The organism is Burkholderia lata (assembly GCF_902499025.1).
GTDB classification, from domain to species: domain Bacteria; phylum Pseudomonadota; class Gammaproteobacteria; order Burkholderiales; family Burkholderiaceae; genus Burkholderia; species Burkholderia lata_C.
The window spans coordinates 80,817-102,826 of the sequence record NZ_CABVPW010000026.1 but is presented as its reverse complement, the minus strand read 5'-3'; the positions used below and the strand labels follow the sequence as shown (position 1 = coordinate 102,826).

Sequence of the window (22,010 nt, the reverse complement as noted above, 5' to 3'; positions counted from 1 at the left end):
ACAGCTACCCAAGGAACCCGATGGCCATCGAACTGGACAAGGACGTACGCGACCGAGCGATCGCGTCGCTGCAACGCTATTTCACGGAAAACATGGACGAGCCGATCGGCAATATCCAGGCCGGCGCACTGCTGCACTTCTTCGTCGAGGAAATCGCGCCCGCGATCTACAACCTCGCGATCGCCGATGCGCAGCAGAGCCTGCACGCCCGCGTCACCGAACTCGACATCGAGTGCCATCAGGAGCCGTTCGGCTACTGGAAGAAGCAGCCGGCCCGCAAGCGCTGACGCGTTCGCGGCCGCGCCGGCCGCACCGGGCCGCACCGGGCCGTCAGTCCTTCTTGCCGGCCTCGCGGTCGAGTTCGCGCAGCCACGCGAGCTTGTCGGCGATCTTCGATTCGAGCCCGCGCGGCACCGGCTTGTACCAGCGCGGCTCGCGCATCCCGTCCGGCAGGTACGTCTCGCCGGCCGCATACGCATTCGGCTCGTCGTGCGCGTATCGGTAAGCGTGACCGTAGCCGAGCTCCTTCATCAGCTTGGTCGGCGCGTTGCGCAGATGCACGGGCACCTCGCGCGACTTGTCCTGCTTGACGAACGCCATCGCCTGGTTGAACGCGTTGTAACCCGCGTTGCTCTTCGCCGCGCACGCGAGATAGATCACCGCCTGCCCGAGCGCGAGTTCGCCTTCCGGCGAGCCGAGCCGCTCGTAGGTTTCGGCCGCGTCGTTGGCCATCTGCAACGCGCGCGGATCGGCGAGGCCGATGTCTTCCCACGCCATCCGCACGATCCGCCGCGCGAGATATTTCGGATCCGCACCGCCGTCGATCATCCGGCAGAACCAGTACAGCGCGCCGTCCGGGCTCGAACCGCGCACCGACTTGTGCAGCGCCGAGATCTGGTCGTAGAAGTTGTCGCCGCCCTTGTCGAAGCGTCGTGCGTTCAGCGTCATCGCGCTGCTGACGAATTCGGCATCGATCGTCGCCACGCCGGCCGACGTGGCCGCCGTCTGCGCCTGCTCGAGCAGGTTCAGGAAGCGCCGCGCGTCGCCGTCCGCATAGCCGACCAGCGTATCGATCGCCTTGTCGTCGAACGACAGGCTGTCGAGCGCGATTTCCTGTGCGCGCTTCAGTAACTGGCGCATCTCGTCGTCGTCCAGCGACTTCAGCACGTACACCTGTGCACGCGACAGCAACGCCGAGTTGACCTCGAAGCTCGGGTTCTCGGTCGTCGCGCCGATGAAGGTCACGAGCCCCGACTCGACGAACGGCAGCAATGCGTCCTGCTGCCCCTTGTTGAAGCGGTGGATTTCGTCGACGAACAGGATCGTGTGGCGGCCGGTGCGGTTCAGCGTGTCCTTTGCCTGCTCCATCGACTCGCGGATGTCTTTCACGCCGCCGAGCACCGCGGACAGCGCGATGAACTCGCAGTCGAACGCGAGCGCGGTGAGCCGCGCAAGCGTCGTCTTGCCGACACCGGGCGGCCCCCACAGGATCATCGAATGCGGCTTGCCCGATTCGAACGCGAGCCGCAGCGGCTTGCCTTCGCCCAGCAAATGCGTCTGGCCGATCACCTCGGCGAGCGTCTTCGGCCGCAGCGCCTCGGCGAGCGGGCGACGCGGCTCGACTTGAAACAGATCGGACATGAACCCTCGCTCCACATCAAACGGTCGCGGCCGAACCGGCCGCCGGACCCGCCATTATGACAGCCGCGCGACGGCGCCGCCGTGGCCGGTGCCCGCGCCTCACGCCCACGCCCGGCACGCAGTGCCCGCGCCCGGTGCCCGCGCCCAGAAACAACACGGGCCTGCCGTCGCCGGCAGGCCCGTTGCAGGAGAGCGGCGCGCGGCGCCGGTCAGCCGGTAATCACGTCGGCGCCCTTCGGCACGACGAACTTGAACGTATCGCCCTTCAGCGGCGGATTCGTCTGGATGTTCGTAAACGTCAGCAGCGTGACGTTGCCGAACACGTCGTGCAGTTCCATCGCGGCGAGCGTGCCGTTCTTGAAGCCGATACCGATCCGCTGGAACTGCGTGTCCTGCGCCTTCGGCAGCATCTCGAGCCACTCGATGCCGCCCTTCTCGCCGGCATCGCGCAGCGTGTAGTTCTTGTCGAGATCGTTGCTGCCGAACAGGATCGCGGCCGGGCTCGCGCCCAGCGCGCCGTTCAGCTTGCGCTCGGTGACCTGGTTCAGGTCGCGGTCGTACACGTAGAGCTTCTCGCCGTCGGCCTGCAACACCTGCTGGTACGGCTTCTGGTACGTCCAGATGAACTTGCCCGGGCGCGCGAACACGAACGTGCCGCTCGAATTGTCGGTGGGTTTCGGCACGGCCTGCACGGCGCTCGCGCCCTTCGCGGGTGCCTTGACGATCTGCTGCGTGAAGTCGCCCTTCGCCGAACGCACCTGCGACACGAACGCCTTCAGTTGCTCGGTGCCGCCCGCGAACGCGTGCGTCGCCGCGAGCATCAGCGATGCGCCGGCGAGCGCCGCGCCGAGCCAGCGCCGCGTCGAACGAAGGGACATTGCGAACGAATGTTGCTGCATATTGCGGTTTTCTCCCTGGGTGGCCGGCGCTGCGAGCGCCGCGGACTCATTCCGCGTCGCGCGCCGGCACAAGAATTTCGCGGTTGCCGCTCGACGACATCGCCGACACGAGCCCCGACTGCTCCATCTGCTCGAGCAGCCGCGCCGCGCGGTTATAGCCGATCCGCAGGTGGCGCTGCACGAGCGAAATCGACGCGCGGCGGTTCTTGATGACGATCTCGACCGCCTGGTCGTACAGCGGATCAGACTCGTCGCCGCCTTCGCCGGTTCCCGCACCGGCCGAGCCCTCGTCGCCGTCGGCGGTGCCGCCTTCGAGCAGGCCCTCGATGTAGTTCGGCTCGCCCTGCTCCTTGAGCTTCTCGACGACGCGGTGCACTTCGTCATCGGCAACGAACGCGCCGTGCACGCGCACCGGCAGCCCGGTGCCCGGCGCCAGGTACAGCATGTCGCCCATCCCGAGCAGCGATTCGGCGCCCATCTGGTCCAGAATCGTGCGCGAGTCGATCTTCGACGACACCTGGAACGCGATCCGGGTCGGCACGTTCGCCTTGATGAGGCCGGTGATCACGTCGACCGACGGACGCTGCGTGGCAAGGATCAGGTGGATGCCGGCCGCGCGCGCCTTCTGTGCGATCCGCGCGATCAGTTCCTCGACCTTCTTGCCGACGACCATCATCAGGTCGGCCAGCTCGTCGATCACGACGACGATGTTCGGCAGGCGGCCGAGCGGCTCCGGATCTTCCGGCGTGAGGCTGAACGGATTCGGCAGCTTCTCTTCGCGCTTCGCGGCCTCGTCGATCTTGTTGTTGTAGCCGGCCAGGTTGCGCACGCCGAGCTTGCTCATCAGCTTGTAGCGGCGCTCCATCTCCGCAACCGTCCAGTTCAGCGCGTGGCCGGCCTGGCGCATGTCGGTGACGACCGGGCACAGCAGGTGCGGAATGCCTTCGTAGACACTCATTTCGAGCATCTTCGGATCGATCAGGATCAGGCGCACCTGCTCGGCGGTCGCCTTGTACAGCAGCGACAGGATCATCGCGTTGATCCCGACCGACTTGCCGGAACCGGTCGTGCCGGCCACCAGCAGGTGAGGCATCTTCGCGAGATCCGCGCACACCGGCTTGCCGCCGATATCCTTGCCGAGGCTCAGCGTCAGCGCCGACGACGCGGCCGCATAGACTTCGGAGCCGATGATCTCGGACAGGTGCACCGTCTGGCGGCGCTGGTTCGGCAACTCGAGCGCCATGTAGTTCTTGCCGGGAATCGTCTCGACGACGCGGATCGACACGAGCGACAGCGAACGCGCGAGATCCTTCGCGAGGTTGACGATCTGGCTGCCCTTCACGCCGGTGGCCGGCTCGATCTCGTAGCGCGTGACGACCGGGCCCGGATACGCGGCCACGACGCTTGCCTCGACGCCGAAGTCCTTCAGCTTCTTCTCGATCAGGCGTGACGTGAATTCGAGCGTATCGGCGGAGATCGCCTCCTGCGCCTTCGGCGCCGGGTCGAGCAGCGATACCGCCGGCAGCGTCGAATCGCCCGGCAGGTCGGTGAAGAGCGGCACCTGACGCTCGCGCTCGACGCGCTCGGACTTCGCCGGCGTGACGACCGGCGGCACGATCGTCACGGGCTCGTGATCCTCGATGCGCACGCGCTCCTCTTCGACCTTGCCTTCGCGGCGCACGGCCGCGGCCTCGCCCAGCTTGCGGTCGCGCTCGGCCTCGCGGCGCAGCTTCGCGACGTTGACGGCGGACAGGATCGCACCGCCGACGCGCTCGGCGACCGACAGCCACGAGAAGCGGAAATACAGCGACAGGCCGATCGCCAGCGCGATCAGCAGCAACAGCGTGCCGCCCGTGAAACCGAACGCGTGCGACATCGCGCCCGCGACGGCCTCGCCGACGACGCCGCCCGGCGCACGCGGCAACTGCACCTTCAGCGACCACATGCGCAGCGCCTCGATGCCGTCGCATGCCAGCACGACGAGCACGAACGCGAGGATTTCGGTGAGCCAGCCGATCGGCCGCTCGGGTTCGTCCGCAACCGCCTCGTGGCGGGTGATGCGGCGGTAGTTGACGGCGATGCGCCGCGCGAGCGGCACGATCAGCCAGTAGGCCGACAGGCCGAACAGCAGCAGGATGATGTCGGCCGTCCAGGCGCCGACGCGGCCGGCCCAGTTCGAGATGTGGTCCACCTGGGCCGCGTGCGTCCAGCTCGGATCGCGCCGGCTGTAGCTCAGCAGGGCCATCACCAGAAATGCGCAGAGCGCGACCTGGAGAATCCAGCGGATCTCCGTGAGGAGCTTCGACATCCGGTGCGGCAACGCCTGTGCCTGGGCGGAATAAGGAGCTTTTGCCATGAATCCGTATAAATAGGACGGGCCGTGCGCCCGCCTGTCGTTCGATCCCGCTTATTGTAAACGCTGCACCGGGCCGCCAAGTGTAAATGACGGTTACATAACGGGGCCGGGATACGACCGGCACGGCGGAAGCGCTCCGCCGCGGCCCTTTTGCCCCGCTCCCGCCGGCCGGCGGGCGCCACTGCCGCACCGCCCCGAACCGGCACCCGGCCGCGCCACACCCGTGCGGCAACACGCCGCCGCGCGCCCTGCCCGCCCCGCGTGCGCGGCCGTTGCACCGCGCGACACTATCGACGCGATTGAAACTCTCGTTCGGCAGCGCAGCAACGGGGCCTTTATAATGCGCGTCTGATACCCATCTATGACGGCATCCCGGTCAACCCGGATCGTACGGCGAGCCTTACCCCGCCCGCCGCGGCCGCCTTTTACGGATTCGCACATGTCCACGCCCAAACACGCCAAAGTCCTGATTCTCGGTTCCGGCCCCGCCGGCTACACGGCTGCCGTCTACGCGGCACGCGCCAACCTGTCCCCGGTGCTGATCACCGGCATCGCACAGGGCGGCCAGCTGATGACCACGACCGACGTCGAAAACTGGCCGGCAGACGCGAAAGGCGTGCAGGGTCCGGAGCTGATGGCGCGCTTCCTCGAGCACGCCGAGCGCTTCAACACCGAAATCATCTTCGACCACATCCACACCGCGAAGCTGCACGAGCAGCCGATCCGCCTGATCGGCGACTCGGGCGAGTACACGTGCGACTCGCTGATCATCTCGACCGGCGCGTCCGCGCAGTATCTCGGCCTGCCGTCCGAAGAAGCGTTCATGGGCAAGGGCGTGTCGGCCTGCGCGACCTGCGACGGCTTCTTCTATCGCGGCCAGGAAGTCGCGGTGATCGGCGGCGGCAACACGGCCGTCGAGGAAGCGCTCTACCTGACGGGCATCGCGAAGAAGGTCACGGTGATCCACCGCCGCGACAAGTTCCGCGCGGAGCCGATCCTGATCGACCGCCTGCTGGAGAAGGAAAAGGAAGGCGCCGTCGTGATCAAGTGGGATCACGTGCTCGACGAAGTGACCGGCGAGGATTCGGGCGTCACGGGCCTGCGCATCAAGAACGTGAAGACCGGCGCAACGGAAGACCTCAACGTCCAGGGTGTGTTCGTCGCGATCGGCCACAAGCCGAACACCGACCTGTTCCAGGGTCAGCTCGAGATGAAGGACGGCTACATCCTGACGAAGAGCGGCCTGCACGGCAACGCAACGTCGACGAGCGTCGCGGGTGTGTTCGCCGCGGGCGACGTGCAGGACAACGTGTACCGCCAGGCGATCACCAGCGCCGGCACGGGCTGCATGGCCGCACTCGACGCGCAGCGCTACCTCGAAAGCCTGCACGACAAGAAGTAAGCCGCGAGACCTGCCGCGCCGGGCGCTACAATGGCGTCCGCTGCCGCGAAGCGGGTCTGGCCGGACAAGCCGCTGCCGCCGTGCAGCGGCTTTTTTTTGCCCGCGCGCCCGAACGCGCCTGCCCTGCGTACCGAATCATGGCGAAGAACCAGCCCCATCCGAGCGATCCCGCGAAGCGGCAGATCGCCGCCCGTCCCGCGAACCCCGCGCCCGCCGCGCCGGCACCCGCGCCCGATCCCGCCGCGTTGCGCGGCCAGGGGCTCGCCGGCCTCGGCGCGCTACGCGCGAACCTGAAGGGCGAAGCCGAGCGCCGCGAGCGCAACCGCGTCGAAACCGCGAAGGCCGAGCGCAAGGCGGAAGCCGACGCGAACGTGTTCCGCAACGAGGTCGGCACAATCCAGCCGCTCAAGGCGCCGCCGCGCGCGGCGGCCGGCCGCACGCCGCCCGACCCGGTGCCGAAGCAGACACAGCGCGACGAGGAAGCCGTGCTGAACGCGACGTTGTCCGACGAATTCGATCCCGAGACGCTGCTCGACAGCGACGACTCGCTGTACTACCACCGCCCCGGCATCAGCCGCGACGTCGTGCGCAAGCTGCGCAGCGGCGCGTGGATCGTGCAGGCGCAGATCGACCTGCACGGGATGCGGCGCGACGAGGCGCGCGACGCGCTCGCCGAGTTCATCCGCGAAGCCGGCAAGAAGGGGCTGCGCTGCCTGCGCGTGATCCACGGCAAGGGGCTCGGATCGATCGGCAAGGAGCCCGTGCTGAAGGGCAAGGTGCGGGCGTGGCTCGTGCAGAAGGAAGAAGTGATCGCGTTCTGCGAGGCGCGCGGCAACGACGGCGGCGCGGGCGCGGTGCTCGTGCTGCTGCAGCCGCACGCGGCGCCGGCCGACCGGGGGCCGCGTGCCGCATCCTAGGCTGACGCTCGCGATCGCGATACTGGAGGCGATCGCCACGCTGGCCTTTGCGATCTCGGGCTTCATCGAGGCGCGCAAGAACCGCCTCGACTCGGTCGGCACGTTCGTGGTGGCACTCGCCACCGCATTCGGCGGCGGCACGCTGCGCGACATCCTGCTCGAGCGCCGGCCGTTCTACTGGGTCGTGCACGACGACTACGTGATCGTGATCTTCGTGCTCGCGCTGTTCGCGCCGTTCGTGCTGCGGATGTTGTCGCGGCTGTCGGCCGAGCGGCTGCTGCTCGTCGCCGATGCGATCGGGCTCGGGATCTTCAGCATCTCGGGCACGGCGATCGCGCTTGACTCTGAAATGCCGCGCTTCATCGCGGTGATGATGGGCGTGATCACCGGCGTGGTCGGCGGGATCGTCCGCGACGTGCTGTGCAACGACATCCCGCTGATCCTGCGCGATTCGCGGCCGTACGCGACCTGTGCGTTCGTCGGCTGCTGGTTCTACCTGCTGCTCGTGTGGCTGCAGTTCGATTCCGTCTACAGTGTGCTGCTCGCGACCGGCTTCATCCTCGTCGCGCGGCTCGCGACGTTCAAGTTCGACGTCAGGCTGCCGCACTGACTGCCGTTGTAGCGTCAACCGCATCGCCAGAACAAAAGGGGCCGTTCGAGACGGCCCCTTCTTTCGTTCAGCGCGAGCGCCGCGTTACGCGATCCGTTCTTCCGACGCCGGGTCGAACAGCACGGCCTTCGACACGTCGAACAGCAGCGACAGCGTCTGTTCGGGTTGCGGGTTCGCGGCCGGATGCACGCGGCTCACGATGCGCTTGCCGTTGACCTGCGCGAACACGTGCGTATCGGGCCCGGTCGGCTCGGTCACGTCAACGCGCACGTCGAACGGCTGCAGGTGCGACGCGTCGCCGTTGTGCGCGTGGCGCACGTCGGTGATGCGCTCCGGACGCAGGCCGAGGATCACCTCGCGACCGACGTGCGACTTCAGCTTCGCCGCGTCGAACGGCAGGTTCAGCACGCCGCGCTTGACGCCCGTGTCGATCTCGAGCGCGATCCCGCTGCCCTGCTCGACCAGCTTGCCGTTGATGAAGTTCATCGGCGGCGCGCCGATGAAGCCCGCGACGAACAGGTTCGACGGCGAATCGTAGATCTCCTGCGGCGCGCCGAACTGCTGGACCACGCCGTCCTTCATCACCGCGATCCGGTCGCCGAGCGTCATCGCCTCGATCTGGTCGTGCGTCACGTAGACGATCGTCGTGCCGAGACGCTGGTGCAGCAGCTTGATTTCCGCGCGCATCTCGATGCGCAGCTTCGCGTCGAGGTTCGACAGCGGCTCGTCGAACAGGAACAGCGACGGATCGCGCGCGAGCGCACGGCCCATCGCGACACGCTGGCGCTGGCCGCCCGACAACTGGCCCGGCTTGCGGTCAAGCAGGTGCTGGATCTGCAACATCTGCGACACGCGGTCGACGATCTGCTGCTGCTCGCTCTTCGGCACCTTGCGGATGTTCAGGCCGAACGAGATGTTCTCGCGCACCGTCATCGACGGATACAGCGCGTACGACTGGAACACCATCGCGATGTCGCGATCCTTCGGCGACAGGTCGTTGACGACCTTGCCGTCGATGCAGATCTCGCCGCTCGTCACGGTCTCGAGCCCGGCGATCATGTTGAGCAGCGTCGACTTCCCGCAGCCCGACCCGCCGACCAGGATCAGGAACTGTCCGTCCTCGATCTCGATGTCGACACCCTTCAGGACCGGCACCCCGTTCGGGTAGGTCTTGTACACGTCACGGATGGAAAGGCTTGCCATGCTGTGAATCCTCTGTCTCGTCTCGCGCGGCGCACTCGGGCGCCGCGTCGGGTTCGTTTCGATGCGCCGCGCGCGAGGCGCGGCCGGTTCGTCGTATCGGATGAAGCCGCGCTTACCCCTTCACCGCGCCCGCCGTCAGCCCGCGCACGAAGTAGCGGCCGGCGACGATGTAGACGAGCAGCGTCGGCAGCGCGGCGATGATCGCGCCGGCCATGTCGACGTTGTATTCCTTCACGCCCGTCGACGTGTTGACGAGGTTGTTCAGCGCAACCGTGATCGGCATCGAATCGACGCCGGAGAACACGATCCCGAACAGGAAGTCGTTCCAGATCTGCGTGAACTGCCAGATCAGGCACACCATGAAGATCGGCAGCGACACCGGCAGCAGGATCTTCGTGAAGATCGTGAAGAAGCCCGCGCCGTCGATGCGCGCGGCCTTCACGAGCTCGGCCGGCACGCTCACGTAGAAGTTGCGGAAGAACATCGTCGTGAACGCGATGCCGTACACGACGTGCACGAACACGAGGCCCGGAATCGTGTTGGCGAGGCCGAGCATCCCCTGCAGGCGCGCCATCGGCAGCAGGATCACCTGGAACGGGATGAAGCAGCCAACCAGCATCATCGTGAACAGCGCGTCCGCACCGCGAAAGCGCCAGTGCGTGAGCACGTAGCCGTTGAACGCGCCGATCAGCGACGAGATCAGCACCGCCGGGATCACCATCTGCAGCGAATTCAGGAAGAACGGCTTCATCCCGTCGCAGCGCACGCCGGTACACGCGCCGCTCCACGCCTTCACCCACGGGTCGATGGTCCACGTGGTGGGCGGCGTCAGCAGGTTGCCGGTACGCAGCTGGTCGAGATCCTTGAACGACGTCGACAGCATCACGTAGATCGGGAACAGGAAATACAGCGCGAACAGGATCAGTGCCGCATAGATCACTGCCCGGCTGATCGTCATCTTAGGCTGCATTGCGGGTGCTCCTCGATTCCATATACATCAGCGGCACCAGCACTGCGACCACGGTCGCGAGCATCATCACCGAGGACGCCGCGCCGAGCCCGAGCTGGCCGCGGTTGAACGAAAACGTGTACATGAACATGGCCGGCAGCGACGACGACGTGCCCGGGCCGCCCGCCGTCAGCGCGACGACGAGGTCGAAGGTCTTGATCGTGATGTGGCAGAGGATCAGCAGCACCGAGAAGAACACCGGGCGCATGCTCGGGATCACGATCTTGCGGTAGATGGTCGGCAGCGTCGCGCCGTCCACCTGCGCGGCCTTGAAGATCTCCGCGTCGACGCCGCGCAGCCCCGCGAGGAACAGCGCCATCACGAATCCGGTCGACTGCCACACGGCCGCGATCACCACGCAGAAGATCGCCTTGTCCGGATCGCCGAGCCAGTCGAACGAGAAGCTCGTCCAGCCCCAGTCGTGCATCACCTTCTCGAGGCCGAGGCCCGGGTTCAGGATCCACTGCCACGCGGTGCCGGTGACGATGAACGACAGCGCCATCGGATACAGGAAGACCGCGCGCAGCGCGCCTTCGTTGCGGATCCGCTGGTCGAGCAGGATCGCGAGGAACAGCCCGAGCGCGACGCAGATCGCGATGAACGGAATCCCGAACCAGCCGAGGTTCGCGGCGGAGGTCCACCACACGTCGTTCTGGAACAGGTCCGTGTAACGGCCGAAGCCGTCGAATTCGTAGTTCGGCAACAGTCGCGAGTTGGTCAGCGACAGATAGCCGGTAATCAGGATGAAGCCGTAGATGAACACCACGGCGATCGCGACGCTCGGCGCGAGCACGAGCTTCGGGATCCAGCGATCGGCGAAGGCCGACATCGGCGACGTACGCCGTGCGGCGGCAGCGCCGGATCCGTTTCCGCTAAGAGGGGCAGCCACTTGATTCGACTCCTGGAACGAGGGCGACGCAGGCCGGGCCGGCGCCAGATACGGCACGAGCCCGCGGGCGAGCCCGTTTGCTGCACATGCAAAAACGCCCGGCCGATGAAGCGCTTCCGGCCGGGCGCCTGTCGCGCGTTACTTGACCTTCGCGGCCTTCGCGAGCGCGGCAACCGCGCTCTTCGAATCCTGCTGCGAGTTCATGAACTTCGTCACGACGTCCGTGATCGCGCCGGCGGTCGCATCGCTCTGCGCCATCCCGTGCGCGAGCGACGGCACGAAGCCGCCCGACTTGATCGCGGTCTGCTCGTCGGCATACGACTTCTTCGCGCAGTCGTCGAACTTGTCCATCTTCACGCCGAGGCGTACCGGCACCGAACCCTTCAGCAGGCTGAACTGTTCCTGGAAGTCCGGCGTCATGATCGTCTTCGCGAGCGCGAGCTGGCCCGGCGTCGCCGCCTTCTCGCCCTTCTGCTGGAAGAACACGAACGAATCGACGTTGAACGTGTACGAATTCGCCGTGCCCGGCACCGCCGCGCAGATGTAGTCCTTGCCCGCCTTCTTGCCGGCGTTCTCGAACTCGCCCTTCGCCCAGTCGCCCATGAACTGCATGCCGGCCTTGCCGTTGATCACCATCGCGGTCGCGAGGTTCCAGTCGCGGCCGTTACGGCCGGTATCGAAGTAGCCCTGGATCTTGCGCACCGTGTCGAACACGGACAGCATCTGCGGCGACGTCAGCGTCGCCTGGTCGAGGTCGACCAGCGCCTTCTTGTAGAACGCCGGGCCCTGCGACAGCACGACGTCTTCCCACAGCGTCAGATCCTGCCACGGCTGGCCGCCCATCGCGACCGGCTGGATGCCCGCGGCCTTCAGCTTGTCGGCCACCGCGAAGAATTCAGGCCAGGTGGTCGGCACCTTCGCGCCGACCTTGTCGAGCGCGGCCTTGTTGATGTACAGCCAGTTCACGCGGTGCACCGAGAACGGCGCCGCGACGGTGTGGCCCTTGTACTTGATGATCTTGTCGATTTCCGGCGGCAGGTTCTGCTTCCAGTCGCCGGCAGCGGAATCGATGTTGACGAGCACGCCCTGGTCGGCCCAGTCCTGGATCAGCGGGCCCTTGATCTGCGCGGCCGACGGTGCGTCGCCGCTGATCACCTTGGTCTTCAGTGCGGTCATTGCCGCGGCGCCGGCGCCGCCCGCGACCGCGAAGTCCTTCCACACGTAGCCCTGCTTCTGCACGTCGTCCTTCAGCACGCCGACGGCCTTCGACTCGCCACCCGAGGTCCACCAGTGCAGCACCGTCACATTCTCGGCTGCCTGCGCCGCCACGGCGCCAGCCATCAGACCTGCGGCGCAGAGCGCGCCCATGATCGAGCGAACTTTCATTACTTATCTCCTCCAGACTGAATCAACTCGTGAAGTTCCCTGACGGGAACCGGCTTCTTGATAACGACGGGGAAATCGAGCCGCGGGACGCATGCAGCGTACGGGGCCGATGACCGGCCGGGCTCTTACAGAAAGCGTGAATCGAGATTCAACGGCGTGTCTCCTCTTTGTGTTTCTGGCCCGCCGCGATGATGCGGCGCGAGCCCGGGGGCGACGTCGCGCTGACGATGCGCGCCGTCAATGTCCGATAACATTCGGCACATGGCGTTCCCGAAGGTGAAGCTCGCGCAGTTCATCGACCGCACTTCTTTTTTTCTTCACCCAGGTGCTACCCCTTGCGGCGGATTGTAGTTAAACTACAATTCAGTGTCAAAAATATTTTTATCGCACTACGGATCGCTTCCCAGCACCCCAACCCGGCGGAGACACATGCATACCGATTCCAGCTTTACCTTCGTACTTTTCGGCGGCACCGGCGATCTGTCGATGCGCAAGATCCTGCCCGCGCTGTTCGAGGCGCACCGTGCGAACATGCTGGCGGAGAGCGGCCGGATCGTTGCCGTGGCGCGTCACGAATCGGATCGTGCGTCCTATCTCGAATGGGTCGACACACACGTGAAGCCGCACGCGGCCAAGGCCGCCGGCAAGGCGTTCGACGAAGCTGCGTGGAAGTCCTTCCTCGATCGCATCGAGTACGTGCACCTCGATCTCGGCCGCGCGGAAGACTACGTCGTGCTGCGCGACGCGGTGGCATCGCTGCCCGGCATCCGCGTGTTCTATCTGGCGACGGGCCCGTCGCTGTTCGTGCCGATCTGCAAGGCGCTCGCGTCGGTCGGCCTGAACGAAGGCTCGCGCATCGTGCTCGAGAAGCCGCTCGGCTACGACCTGAAGTCGTCGAATGCGATCAACGACGCGGTCGGCGAGATCTTCGCGGAAGGCCAGATCTACCGGATCGACCACTACCTCGGCAAGGAACCCGTGCAGAACCTGCTCGCGCTGCGCTTCGGCAATGCGCTGTTCGAGCCGCTGTGGCGCCGCGAATGGGTCGAGAGCATCCAGATCACGATCGCCGAGGAGCTCGGCGTCGAGGCACGCGGCGATTTCTACGACAATACGGGCGCGCTGCGCGACATGGTGCAGAACCACCTGCTGCAGCTGCTGTCGATCGTCGCGATGGAACCGCCGCATTCGATGGATTCGGATTCGGTACGCGACGAGAAGCTGCGCGTGCTGCGCGCGCTGAAGCCGGTCGATCCGCGCGACATCGGCAAGGTTGCCGTGCGCGGCCAGTATCATGCGGGCGTGATCAAGGGCGCGCAGGTGCCGGCCTACGCGACCGAACCGGGCGTGAAGCCCGACAGCCAGACCGAAACCTTCGTCGCGCTGAAGGTCGAGATCGAGAACTGGCGCTGGGCCGGTGTACCGTTCTTCCTGCGCACCGGCAAGCGCCTTGCCGATCGCGTCGCGGAGATCGTCGTCAATTTCCGCCCGGTGCCGCATTCGGCGCTCGGGCCCACCGCGCTGCGGCCCGGCTCGAACCGCCTCGTGATCCGGCTGCAGCCGAACGAGACGATCCGCCTGTACTGCCTCGCGAAGCAGCCGGGCGAAGGGATGAACCTCGCGAGCGTGCACCTCGACCTCGCGTTCGACCAGTTCTTCAAGGAAGGGCAGATGGAGGCGTACCAGCGCCTGCTGCTCGACGTGATCAACGGCCGTCTCGCCCTCTTCGTGCGCCGCGACGAACAGGAAGCCGCATGGCGCTGGGTCGAGCCTATCCTGAACGAATGGGCACGCACGCTGAAGCCGCCGAAGCCGTATGCGGCGGGCACGTGGGGGCCGGCCGCGGCGAGCGCGATGCTCGCGCAGCACGACACCTGCTGGCTCGAAGAAGAGAACTGATGCAAACCGTTGCCGCGCACGCCACCGTACGCGGCAACGTGCCCCACGATTCGTACGATTTGAACAGACAAAGCAGTCCGGAGGAGATGTGATCGAGATCCACGCTTTCGACACCCAGGAAGCGCAAAGCGAAGCGCTCGCGCGCGCCGTCGGCGATGCGCTGCGCGCCGCGCTCGCCGGCCCCGCGCGCCCGACGCTCGCGGTGTCCGGCGGCACGAGCCCGCGCCCGTTCCTGCAAACGCTGTCGCACGCGGCGCTCGACTGGGCCGGCGTCGACGTGACGCTGGTCGACGACCGCTGGGTGCCCGAAGACGACGCAGCCAGCAACGCGCACCTCGTGCGCGACACGCTGCTGCAGCACGCAGCCGCCCCTGCCCGCTTCCTGCCGCTCGTCGACACGCGCGCCGCGCTCGACGCGCACGTCGCCGCACTGAACGCGAACGCCGACTACCGCGTGCCGACCGTCGCCGTGCTCGGCATGGGCGAGGACGGCCATACCGCGTCGATCTTCGCCGATGCACCCGAATGGGATCACGCGATCACGACGCCCGAGCGTTTCGTCGCCGTGCATCCCGGCGCCGCGCCGCATGCGCGCGTGAGCTTCTCGCTCGATGCGCTCAAGCGCGTCGACCGGCTGTTCCTGCTGATCGCGGGCGACCGCAAACGTGCGGTGCTCGACGCCGCAGCCGCATCGCTGCAGAAGAACGCGATTTCCCAACTGGCCAACGACAAGGGGACCCAGCTCGATGTCTACTGGTGCGCAAAGTAAGGCGGTTGTCGCGGGCCAGCATGCCGACGGCCCGCGCCTGCTCGCGGACGTCGGCGGCACCAACGCGCGCTTCGCGCTGGAAACCGGCCCGGGCGACATCACGCAGATCCGCGTGTATCCCGGTGCCGACTATCCGACGCTCACCGACGCGATCCGCAAATACCTGAAGGACGTGAAGATCAGCCGCGTGAACCACGCGGCGATCGCGATCGCCAATCCGGTCGACGGCGATCAGGTCACGATGACCAACCACGACTGGACCTTCTCGATCGAGGCGACGCGCCGCGCGCTCGGCTTCGATACGCTGCTCGTCGTCAACGATTTCACCGCGCTCGCGATGGCGCTGCCGGGCCTGACCGACGCGCAGCGCGTGCAGGTCGGCGGTGGCGCGCGCCGCCAGAACAGCGTGATCGGTCTGCTCGGGCCCGGCACCGGGCTCGGCGTGTCGGGGCTGATCCCGGCCGACGACCGCTGGATCGCGCTCGGCAGCGAAGGCGGCCATGCGTCGTTCGCGCCGCAGGACGAGCGCGAGGACCTGGTGCTGCAGTACGCGCGCAAGAAGTTTCCGCACGTGTCGTTCGAACGCGTGTGCGCGGGCCCCGGCATGGAGATCATCTATCGCGCGCTCGCGGCACGCGACAAGAAGCGCGTGGCCGCGACCGTCGACACGGTCGAGATCGTCGAACGCGCACATGCGGGCGACGCACTCGCGCTCGAGACGGTCGAATGCTTCTGCGGGATTCTCGGCGCGTTCGCGGGCAGCGTCGCGCTGACGCTCGGCGCGCTCGGGGGCGTGTACATCGGCGGCGGCGTCGCGCTGAAGCTCGGCGAACTGTTCACGCGCTCGTCGTTCCGCGCGCGTTTCGAGGCGAAGGGCCGCTTCACGCACTACCTCGAGAACATCCCGACCTACCTGATCACCGCCGAATACCCGGCGTTCCTCGGCGTATCGGCGATCCTCGCGGAGCAGCTGTCGAACCGCTCGGGCGGTGCGTCGTCGGCCGTGTTCGAGCGGATCCGCCAGATGCGCGACGCGCTGACGCCGGCCGAACGCCGCGTCGCCGATCTCGCACTGAACCATCCGCGCTCGATCATCAACGATCCGATCGTCGACATCGCACGCAAGGCCGACGTGAGCCAGCCGACGGTGATCCGCTTCTGCCGCTCGCTCGGCTGCCAGGGGCTGTCCGACTTCAAGCTGAAGCTCGCCACCGGCCTCACGGGCACGATCCCGATGAGCCACAGCCAGGTGCATCTCGGCGACACGGCCACCGACTTCGGCGCGAAGGTGCTCGACAACACGGTGTCGGCGATCCTGCAGCTGCGCGAGCACCTGAATTTCGAGCACGTCGAGAACGCGATCGAGATCCTGAACGGCGCGCGGCGCATCGAGTTCTACGGGCTCGGCAACTCGAACATCGTCGCGCAGGACGCACACTACAAGTTCTTCCGCTTCGGGATCCCGACGATCGCGTACGGCGACCTGTACATGCAGGCCGCATCGGCCGCGCTGCTCGGCAAGGGCGACGTGATCGTCGCGGTGTCGAAGTCGGGACGCGCGCCCGAGCTGCTGCGCGTGCTCGACGTCGCGATGCAGGCCGGCGCGAAGGTGATCGCGATCACGTCGAGCAACACGCCGCTCGCGAAGCGCGCAACCGTCGCGCTCGAAACCGACCACATCGAGATGCGCGAGTCGCAGCTGTCGATGATCTCGCGGATCCTGCATCTGCTGATGATCGACATCCTCGCGGTCGGCGTCGCGATCCGTCGTGCGTCGACGAACGGCGAACTGCCCGAGGCCGTCGCGCAGGCGAAGGCACGCGCGAACGACGACGAAACGGCCGACGTGCTCGACTGGCTGAGCCACGGCGCATCGCCGGCGGCGAAGGACGTCGCGCGGGATTGACGCGGCGCGGCGGCAGCCGCTTCCCGCGTTCCAAACAAAAACGCCACCGGCGCAGCGCGCGCGGTGGCGTTTTTCATTCTGCCGCATGGCCGCGGATCAGGCGCCCGCCTTGACCGGCCGCCCGTGCCAGCGCAGCACGAGGTAGCGCCCGGCGAAACACAATACGCCCGAGATGCCGATCGTCACGCCCATCGCGAACGGCGTGCCGTCCGCGAGTGCGCCGATCGCGACGCTCGCGAGCGCGCCGAGCGCCAGCTGCATCGCGCCGAACACGGCCGCCGACGCGCCCGCATTGTGCGGATAGCGATGCATGAGGTCGGTCGTGCAGTTCGCGGACAGGATCCCGACCACGCCGACGACGAAGAACAGGCACACGACGATCGACCACAGCCCGCCCCACCCCGTCAGCGCGACGAGCGCGACCGCGAGCGACGCGATGCAGCTCACGAGCGACGCGGCCGCGATGATGCGCAGCGAACCGAGGCGGCCGACGAGCCGTGTGTTCGCGAAGTTGCCGATCATGATGCCGACGACGTTCAGGCCGAACAGCAGCCCGTAGTGCTGCGGCGACACGTGGAAATATTCGATGTACACGAACGGTGTGGCGGTGATGTACGAGAACATCGACGCGAACGCCATCCCGCCGCACAGCATGTGCCCCCATGCGACGGGATCGGACAGGATGCGCCCGTACGACGCGAACGACGCGAGCACGGCCGCGCTCTTGCGCCGCTCCTTCGGCCAGGTTTCGGGCACGCGCAGGTATGCGGTCGCCGCGCACACCGCGCCGAACACGGCCAGCACGACGAACACGCCGCGCCAGCCCGAGAAACGCAGGATCTGGCCACCGATCAACGGTGCGAGCAACGGCCCGACCGCGGTGACGATCGCGACCATCGACAGCACCTTCGCCGCGTCGGTCGGCTCGTGCGCGTCACGCGCGATCGCACGCGACAGCACCGACGCCGCGCCGGCGCCGAGCGCCTGCAGGAAGCGCACGAGGATCAGCATGTCGATCGAGGTCGACACGAAGCAGCCGATGCTCGCAAGCGTGAACAGCGCGATGCCGCCGAGCAGCACGGGGCGGCGGCCCCACGTGTCGGACAGCGGGCCGTACAGCAGCATGCCGACCGAGAAGCCGGCCATGAAGCTCGTCAGCGTGCGCTGCGCAGCGCCGGGGCTGACGGAAAAGCCGTCGGCGATCGACGGCAGGCTCGGCAGGTACATGTCGGTAGCGATCGGCCCGCAGGCGGCGAGCGCGCCGAGCAACAGGATCAGCCGGGCATCGGGCCGGCGTCGGATGACGTGAGACATGGGTATCCGGAATGGAGCCCGCGCGCATCGGGGCGCGCGTGGCGGTGAAGACGGGAAGCCGCGCCGCGAACGGCGCGCCCAGGCCCATGATTGTACGCGCAACTTTTTTACGTGCTGGCGGCTCGCGTGCGCGGCGGACCGAAAAGTACCCGCGTGGCGCTCGCCGCGCGGGATCACGAGCGGGGATTCGATTAAGCTTGCAGCGCCTCCCCCCTTCTTGTCTGACCAATACAGCGTACGACCGAACCGATGACCGCTTTCCTGCTGATCTGGAGCCCCAAGAAATGGCCGTGGCCCGAACTGCCCGACGTCGCCGCGCGCGTGAAGGCCGGCGAGGCCGTGCATGACGTGTGGGGCTGCGGCTTCGCGCGCGGCATCCTGCCGGGCGACCGCGTGTTCCTGCATCGCGTCGCGAAGGAGCCCAAGGGCGTGTTCGGCTCCGGCTACGTGACGCGCGCGCCGTACGAGGTGCCCGATCCGGCGACCAAGCGCGGCTACCGGCTGTGCATCGACTTCGTGTACGACTGGCTGGTCGACGCGCACCAGGACGTCGTGATCGCGCGCGACGCGCTGCGCGTCCACCCGTACTCGGTGCAGACCTGGGATGCGCAGAGCTCCGGCACGGTGATCAAGCCGATGGTCGAAGGCCCGCTCGAAAAGCGCTGGGCCGAACTGACCGGCAAGCGCAAGCCGCCCCCCTTGCCGGATCGATAACGGGGCCGAATCGCCCTCCGTTCCTTCACGGCCCGCGCGATCGCTCACGCGCCGAAAGGCCGCAGACCGCGCCGCGGGCCCGCCGCGCGCGTCTCCGGTACAATCGGACGGATCGTTCCGCCCAGGCGCCGCGGCCCGTGCACAGGCCCCCGCGCCCTTCTCTCGCAGGTTTCGCCATGTCCAACAATCAGATCCTCTTCGAACGCGCCCAGAAGACCATTCCCGGCGGCGTCAACTCGCCGGTGCGCGCATTCCGTTCGGTCGGCGGCACGCCGCGCTTCGTCGCGCGCGCGCAAGGCCCGTACTTCTGGGATGCCGACGGCAAGCAGTACATCGACTACATCGGCTCCTGGGGCCCGATGATCGTCGGCCACGTCCATCCGGAAGTGCTGTCGGCCGTGCAGAACGTGCTCGCCGACGGCTTCTCGTTCGGCGCGCCGACCGAAGCCGAGATCGTGATCGCCGAGGAAATCTGCAAGCTCGTGCCGTCGATCGAGCAGGTGCGGATGGTGTCGAGCGGCACCGAGGCCACGATGAGCGCGCTGCGTCTCGCGCGCGGCTTCACGGGCCGCAGCCGCATCGTCAAGTTCGAGGGCTGCTACCACGGCCATGCGGACAGCCTGCTCGTGAAGGCCGGCTCGGGCCTGCTGACGTTCGGCAACCCGACGTCGGCCGGCGTGCCCGCCGACATCGCGAAGCACACGACCGTCCTCGAATACAACAACGTCGCCGCGCTCGAAGAAGCGTTCGGCACGTTCGGCGACGAGATCGCCGCCGTGATCGTCGAGCCGGTCGCGGGCAACATGAACCTCGTGCGCGGCACGCCGGAATTCCTGAACGCGCTGCGCGCGCTGTGCACGAAGCACGGCGCCGTGCTGATCTTCGACGAAGTGATGTGCGGGTTCCGCGTCGCGCTCGGCGGCGCACAGGCGTACTACGGGATCACGGCCGACCTCACCTGCCTCGGCAAGGTGATCGGCGGCGGGATGCCGGCTGCTGCATTCGGCGGCCGCCGCGACATCATGGCCCACCTCGCGCCGCTCGGCGGCGTCTACCAGGCCGGCACGCTGTCGGGCAACCCGATCGCGGTCGCCGCGGGCCTGAAGACGCTGCAGCTGATCCAGGCACCCGGCTTCTACGACGCGCTCACCGCGCAGACGAAGCGTCTCGCCGACGGCCTCGCGGCCGAAGCGCGTGCGGCCGGCGTGCCGTTCGCGGCCGACTCGATCGGTGCGATGTTCGGCCTCTACTTCGCCGAACGCGTGCCGGCGAGCTTCGCCGAAGTGACGAAGAGCGACACCGAGCGCTTCAACCGCTTCTTCCACCTGATGCTCGACGAAGGCGTGTACTTCGCGCCGTCCGCGTACGAGGCCGGCTTCGTGTCGAGCACGCACGACGACGCGGTGATCGACGCGACGCTCGCGGCCGCACGCCGCGCATTCGCGGCACTCGCCGCCTGACCCGGGTCCGCGCGCATGTTCTCGGATATCGATTTCGCCCACATGCAGCGCGCGCTCGCGCTCGCCGCGCGCGGCATGTATACGACGGCGCCGAACCCGCGGGTCGGCTGCGTGATCGTCAAGGACGGCGACGTGATCGGCGAAGGCTTCACGCAGCCGGCCGGCCAGGATCACGCGGAAGTGCAGGCGCTGAAGGACGCACGCGCACGCGGCTACGACGTCGCGGGTTCGACCGTCTACGTAACGCTCGAGCCGTGCAGCCATTTCGGCCGCACGCCGCCGTGCGCGAACGCGCTGATCGACGCGCGCGTCGCGAAGGTCGTCGCCGCGATGGAAGACCCGAACCCGCAGGTGTCGGGGCGCGGCCTCGGCATGCTGCGCGACGCGGGCATCGACGTGCGCTGCGGGCTGCTCGCGCATGAAGCCGGCGAGCTGAACATCGGCTTCGTGTCGCGGATGACGCGCGGCCGCCCGTGGGTTCGGCTGAAGACCGCCGCGTCGCTCGACGGCCGCACCGCGCTGCCGTCAGGCGAAAGCCAGTGGATCACCGGCGAGGCCGCGCGCCTCGACGGACATGCGTGGCGCGCGCGCGCCTGCGCGATCCTCACCGGCATCGGCACCGTGCGTGAAGACAACCCGCTGCTGACCGTGCGCGGCATCGACACGCCGCGCCAGCCGCAACGCATCCTGGTGGACAGCCGCCTCGACCTGCCGCTCGACGCGCGGCTGCTCGAGGGTGCGCCGCTGCTGATCTTCTGCGGCCGGCTCGACGCCGCCGGCGAAGTGCGCGCGAACGTGCTGAAGGCGCGCGGCGCGGAAATCGTGCCGATCGCCAATGCGCAAGGCAAGGTCGACCTGCCCGCGATGCTGGCGGCGCTCGGCGCGCGCGGCGTCAACGAACTGCACGTCGAGGCCGGCCACAAGCTGAACGGCTCGCTGCTGCGCGAGCAGTGCGTCGACGAATTGCTCGTCTACCTCGCACCGAGCCTGCTGGGCGCCGATGCGGCCGGCATGTTCGACCTCGCGGCGCCGGCGAGCCTCGACGCACGCACGCGGCTGTCGTTCCACGGGTTCGAGCGGGTCGGCGACGATCTGCGGATCCTCGCGCGCTTCGCGCCGCCCGACGCGCCTCACTGAACGGGATCGTCACGATGTTTGCCGGCATTGTCGCGGCCGTCGGCCGTATCGAATCGATCCTGCCGCTCGGCGCGTCGGTCGATGCCGGCGACCTGATTCCACATACGGTCGAGGTCACGACGCTGCGGCATGTGAAGGCCGGTGACAAGGTCAATCTCGAAGTCGACATGATCGCGCGGTATGTGGAGCGGATGCTGTCGACGTCGCAGGGCGTGCATCAGGACTGATTGCGCCGGTTCGCGGACTGGCGGTTCGGCCCGTCGCGGTCGGGGCGCCGCCACCGCGCCACCTCGTTCGGCCGGCCGCCGGTCGAACCCGCCGCACGGCGCATTTCGCCCCGCGCGGCGGGCCGTCCCGATGTCCATCGCGTCGGGACGACGCGGATTGCTCCCGCCCCATTTCTCGCCGCGCGTCGCCGGTCGAAGCAACGACGCCTGCGCTCGACGCTCGCCGGCCCGCCCCGACAGCTGGCCGAATGGCCAACGACGCGCACGGGTCA

At 67.6% G+C, this 22,010-nt stretch carries 18 protein-coding genes and 1 pseudogene; 11 read left to right on the top strand and 8 right to left on the bottom strand.

The window, feature by feature from the left end; genetic code table 11:
- The first annotated feature begins 20 nt into the window (after window positions 1–20).
- Window positions 21–287, top strand: coding sequence for a DUF2164 domain-containing protein (locus BDI24065_RS25120; RefSeq protein ID WP_011351259.1), 267 nt, complete (start codon window positions 21–23; stop codon window positions 285–287).
- A 43-nt stretch (window positions 288–330) separates the two neighbouring features.
- Here the strand turns inward: BDI24065_RS25120 and BDI24065_RS25115 are convergent, their stop codons facing one another.
- From BDI24065_RS25115 to BDI24065_RS25105, 3 genes are all read right to left on the bottom strand, one after another.
- Window positions 331–1,641, bottom strand: a complete 1,311-nt coding sequence (locus tag BDI24065_RS25115) for a replication-associated recombination protein A (protein ID WP_175033527.1) — start codon at window positions 1,639–1,641, stop codon at window positions 331–333.
- Between the two features lie 209 nt (window positions 1,642–1,850).
- On the bottom strand, window positions 1,851–2,540 hold the full coding sequence (gene lolA, locus BDI24065_RS25110; protein WP_011351257.1) for an outer membrane lipoprotein chaperone LolA: 690 nt from the start codon (window positions 2,538–2,540) through the stop codon (window positions 1,851–1,853).
- A 46-nt stretch (window positions 2,541–2,586) separates the two neighbouring features.
- A complete protein-coding gene (locus BDI24065_RS25105; protein WP_175033526.1) occupies window positions 2,587–4,896 on the bottom strand; it encodes a DNA translocase FtsK in 2,310 nt (769 codons plus the stop codon).
- 439 nt (window positions 4,897–5,335) lie between these two features.
- On the opposite strand from BDI24065_RS25105, the gene trxB reads away from it, so the two are divergent.
- From trxB to BDI24065_RS25090, 3 genes are all read left to right on the top strand, one after another.
- A complete protein-coding gene (gene trxB / locus BDI24065_RS25100; protein ID WP_174968517.1) occupies window positions 5,336–6,298 on the top strand; it encodes a thioredoxin-disulfide reductase in 963 nt (320 codons plus the stop codon).
- Between the two features lie 137 nt (window positions 6,299–6,435).
- Window positions 6,436–7,215: a Smr/MutS family protein gene (locus BDI24065_RS25095; RefSeq protein WP_175033525.1), complete on the top strand. Its 780-nt coding sequence runs from the start codon at window positions 6,436–6,438 to the stop codon at window positions 7,213–7,215.
- A complete protein-coding gene (locus BDI24065_RS25090; RefSeq protein ID WP_175033524.1) occupies window positions 7,202–7,825 on the top strand; it encodes a trimeric intracellular cation channel family protein in 624 nt (207 codons plus the stop codon). The genes BDI24065_RS25095 and BDI24065_RS25090 overlap by 14 nt, the downstream gene beginning before the upstream one ends.
- An 84-nt stretch (window positions 7,826–7,909) precedes the next feature.
- Here the strand turns inward: BDI24065_RS25090 and BDI24065_RS25085 are convergent, their stop codons facing one another.
- From BDI24065_RS25085 to BDI24065_RS25070, 4 genes are all read right to left on the bottom strand, one after another.
- Window positions 7,910–9,028 carry an ABC transporter ATP-binding protein gene (locus BDI24065_RS25085; protein ID WP_175033523.1) on the bottom strand — a complete coding sequence of 373 codons (1,119 nt, stop codon included), beginning with the start codon at window positions 9,026–9,028 and terminating at the stop codon, window positions 7,910–7,912.
- Between the two features lie 112 nt (window positions 9,029–9,140).
- A complete protein-coding gene (locus BDI24065_RS25080) occupies window positions 9,141–9,998 on the bottom strand; it encodes a carbohydrate ABC transporter permease (RefSeq protein ID WP_043181722.1) in 858 nt (285 codons plus the stop codon).
- Window positions 9,988–10,926 carry a carbohydrate ABC transporter permease gene (locus BDI24065_RS25075; RefSeq protein WP_011351250.1) on the bottom strand — a complete coding sequence of 313 codons (939 nt, stop codon included), beginning with the start codon at window positions 10,924–10,926 and terminating at the stop codon, window positions 9,988–9,990. Before BDI24065_RS25075 ends, BDI24065_RS25080 begins: the two co-directional genes overlap by 11 nt.
- Before the next feature lie 138 nt (window positions 10,927–11,064).
- Window positions 11,065–12,312 carry an ABC transporter substrate-binding protein gene (locus BDI24065_RS25070; protein WP_060229382.1) on the bottom strand — a complete coding sequence of 416 codons (1,248 nt, stop codon included), beginning with the start codon at window positions 12,310–12,312 and terminating at the stop codon, window positions 11,065–11,067.
- Window positions 12,313–12,741: 429 nt separating this feature from the next.
- On the opposite strand from BDI24065_RS25070, the gene zwf reads away from it, so the two are divergent.
- From zwf to BDI24065_RS25055, 3 genes are all read left to right on the top strand, one after another.
- Window positions 12,742–14,211, top strand: coding sequence for a glucose-6-phosphate dehydrogenase (zwf, locus tag BDI24065_RS25065; RefSeq protein ID WP_174941423.1), 1,470 nt, complete (start codon window positions 12,742–12,744; stop codon window positions 14,209–14,211).
- An 88-nt stretch (window positions 14,212–14,299) separates the two neighbouring features.
- Window positions 14,300–14,980, top strand: a complete 681-nt coding sequence (pgl, locus tag BDI24065_RS25060) for a 6-phosphogluconolactonase (RefSeq protein WP_175033522.1) — start codon at window positions 14,300–14,302, stop codon at window positions 14,978–14,980.
- Window positions 14,958–16,886 (top strand): bifunctional transcriptional regulator/glucokinase, encoded by a 1,929-nt coding sequence (locus BDI24065_RS25055; RefSeq protein WP_175033521.1) that lies wholly within the window; start codon window positions 14,958–14,960, stop codon window positions 16,884–16,886. The genes pgl and BDI24065_RS25055 overlap by 23 nt, the downstream gene beginning before the upstream one ends.
- A 96-nt stretch (window positions 16,887–16,982) precedes the next feature.
- Here the strand turns inward: BDI24065_RS25055 and BDI24065_RS25050 are convergent, their stop codons facing one another.
- Window positions 16,983–18,200, bottom strand: a complete 1,218-nt coding sequence (locus tag BDI24065_RS25050) for a Bcr/CflA family multidrug efflux MFS transporter (RefSeq protein ID WP_174941429.1) — start codon at window positions 18,198–18,200, stop codon at window positions 16,983–16,985.
- Between the two features lie 249 nt (window positions 18,201–18,449).
- On the opposite strand from BDI24065_RS25050, the gene BDI24065_RS25045 reads away from it, so the two are divergent.
- From BDI24065_RS25045 to BDI24065_RS25030, 4 genes and pseudogenes are all read left to right on the top strand, one after another.
- Complete coding sequence (locus tag BDI24065_RS25045) at window positions 18,450–18,914, top strand: hypothetical protein (protein ID WP_174951059.1); 465 nt, start codon at window positions 18,450–18,452, stop codon at window positions 18,912–18,914.
- Window positions 18,915–19,090: 176 nt separating this feature from the next.
- Window positions 19,091–20,374, top strand: a complete 1,284-nt coding sequence (gene hemL, locus BDI24065_RS25040; RefSeq protein WP_175033520.1) for a glutamate-1-semialdehyde 2,1-aminomutase — start codon at window positions 19,091–19,093, stop codon at window positions 20,372–20,374.
- A 15-nt stretch (window positions 20,375–20,389) separates the two neighbouring features.
- Window positions 20,390–21,511, top strand: coding sequence for a bifunctional diaminohydroxyphosphoribosylaminopyrimidine deaminase/5-amino-6-(5-phosphoribosylamino)uracil reductase RibD (gene ribD, locus BDI24065_RS25035; RefSeq protein WP_175033519.1), 1,122 nt, complete (start codon window positions 20,390–20,392; stop codon window positions 21,509–21,511).
- An 89-nt stretch (window positions 21,512–21,600) separates the two neighbouring features.
- Window positions 21,601–21,738: pseudogene (locus BDI24065_RS25030) on the top strand (riboflavin synthase); the annotation flags it as partial.
- Window positions 21,739–22,010: the final 272 nt, after the last annotated feature.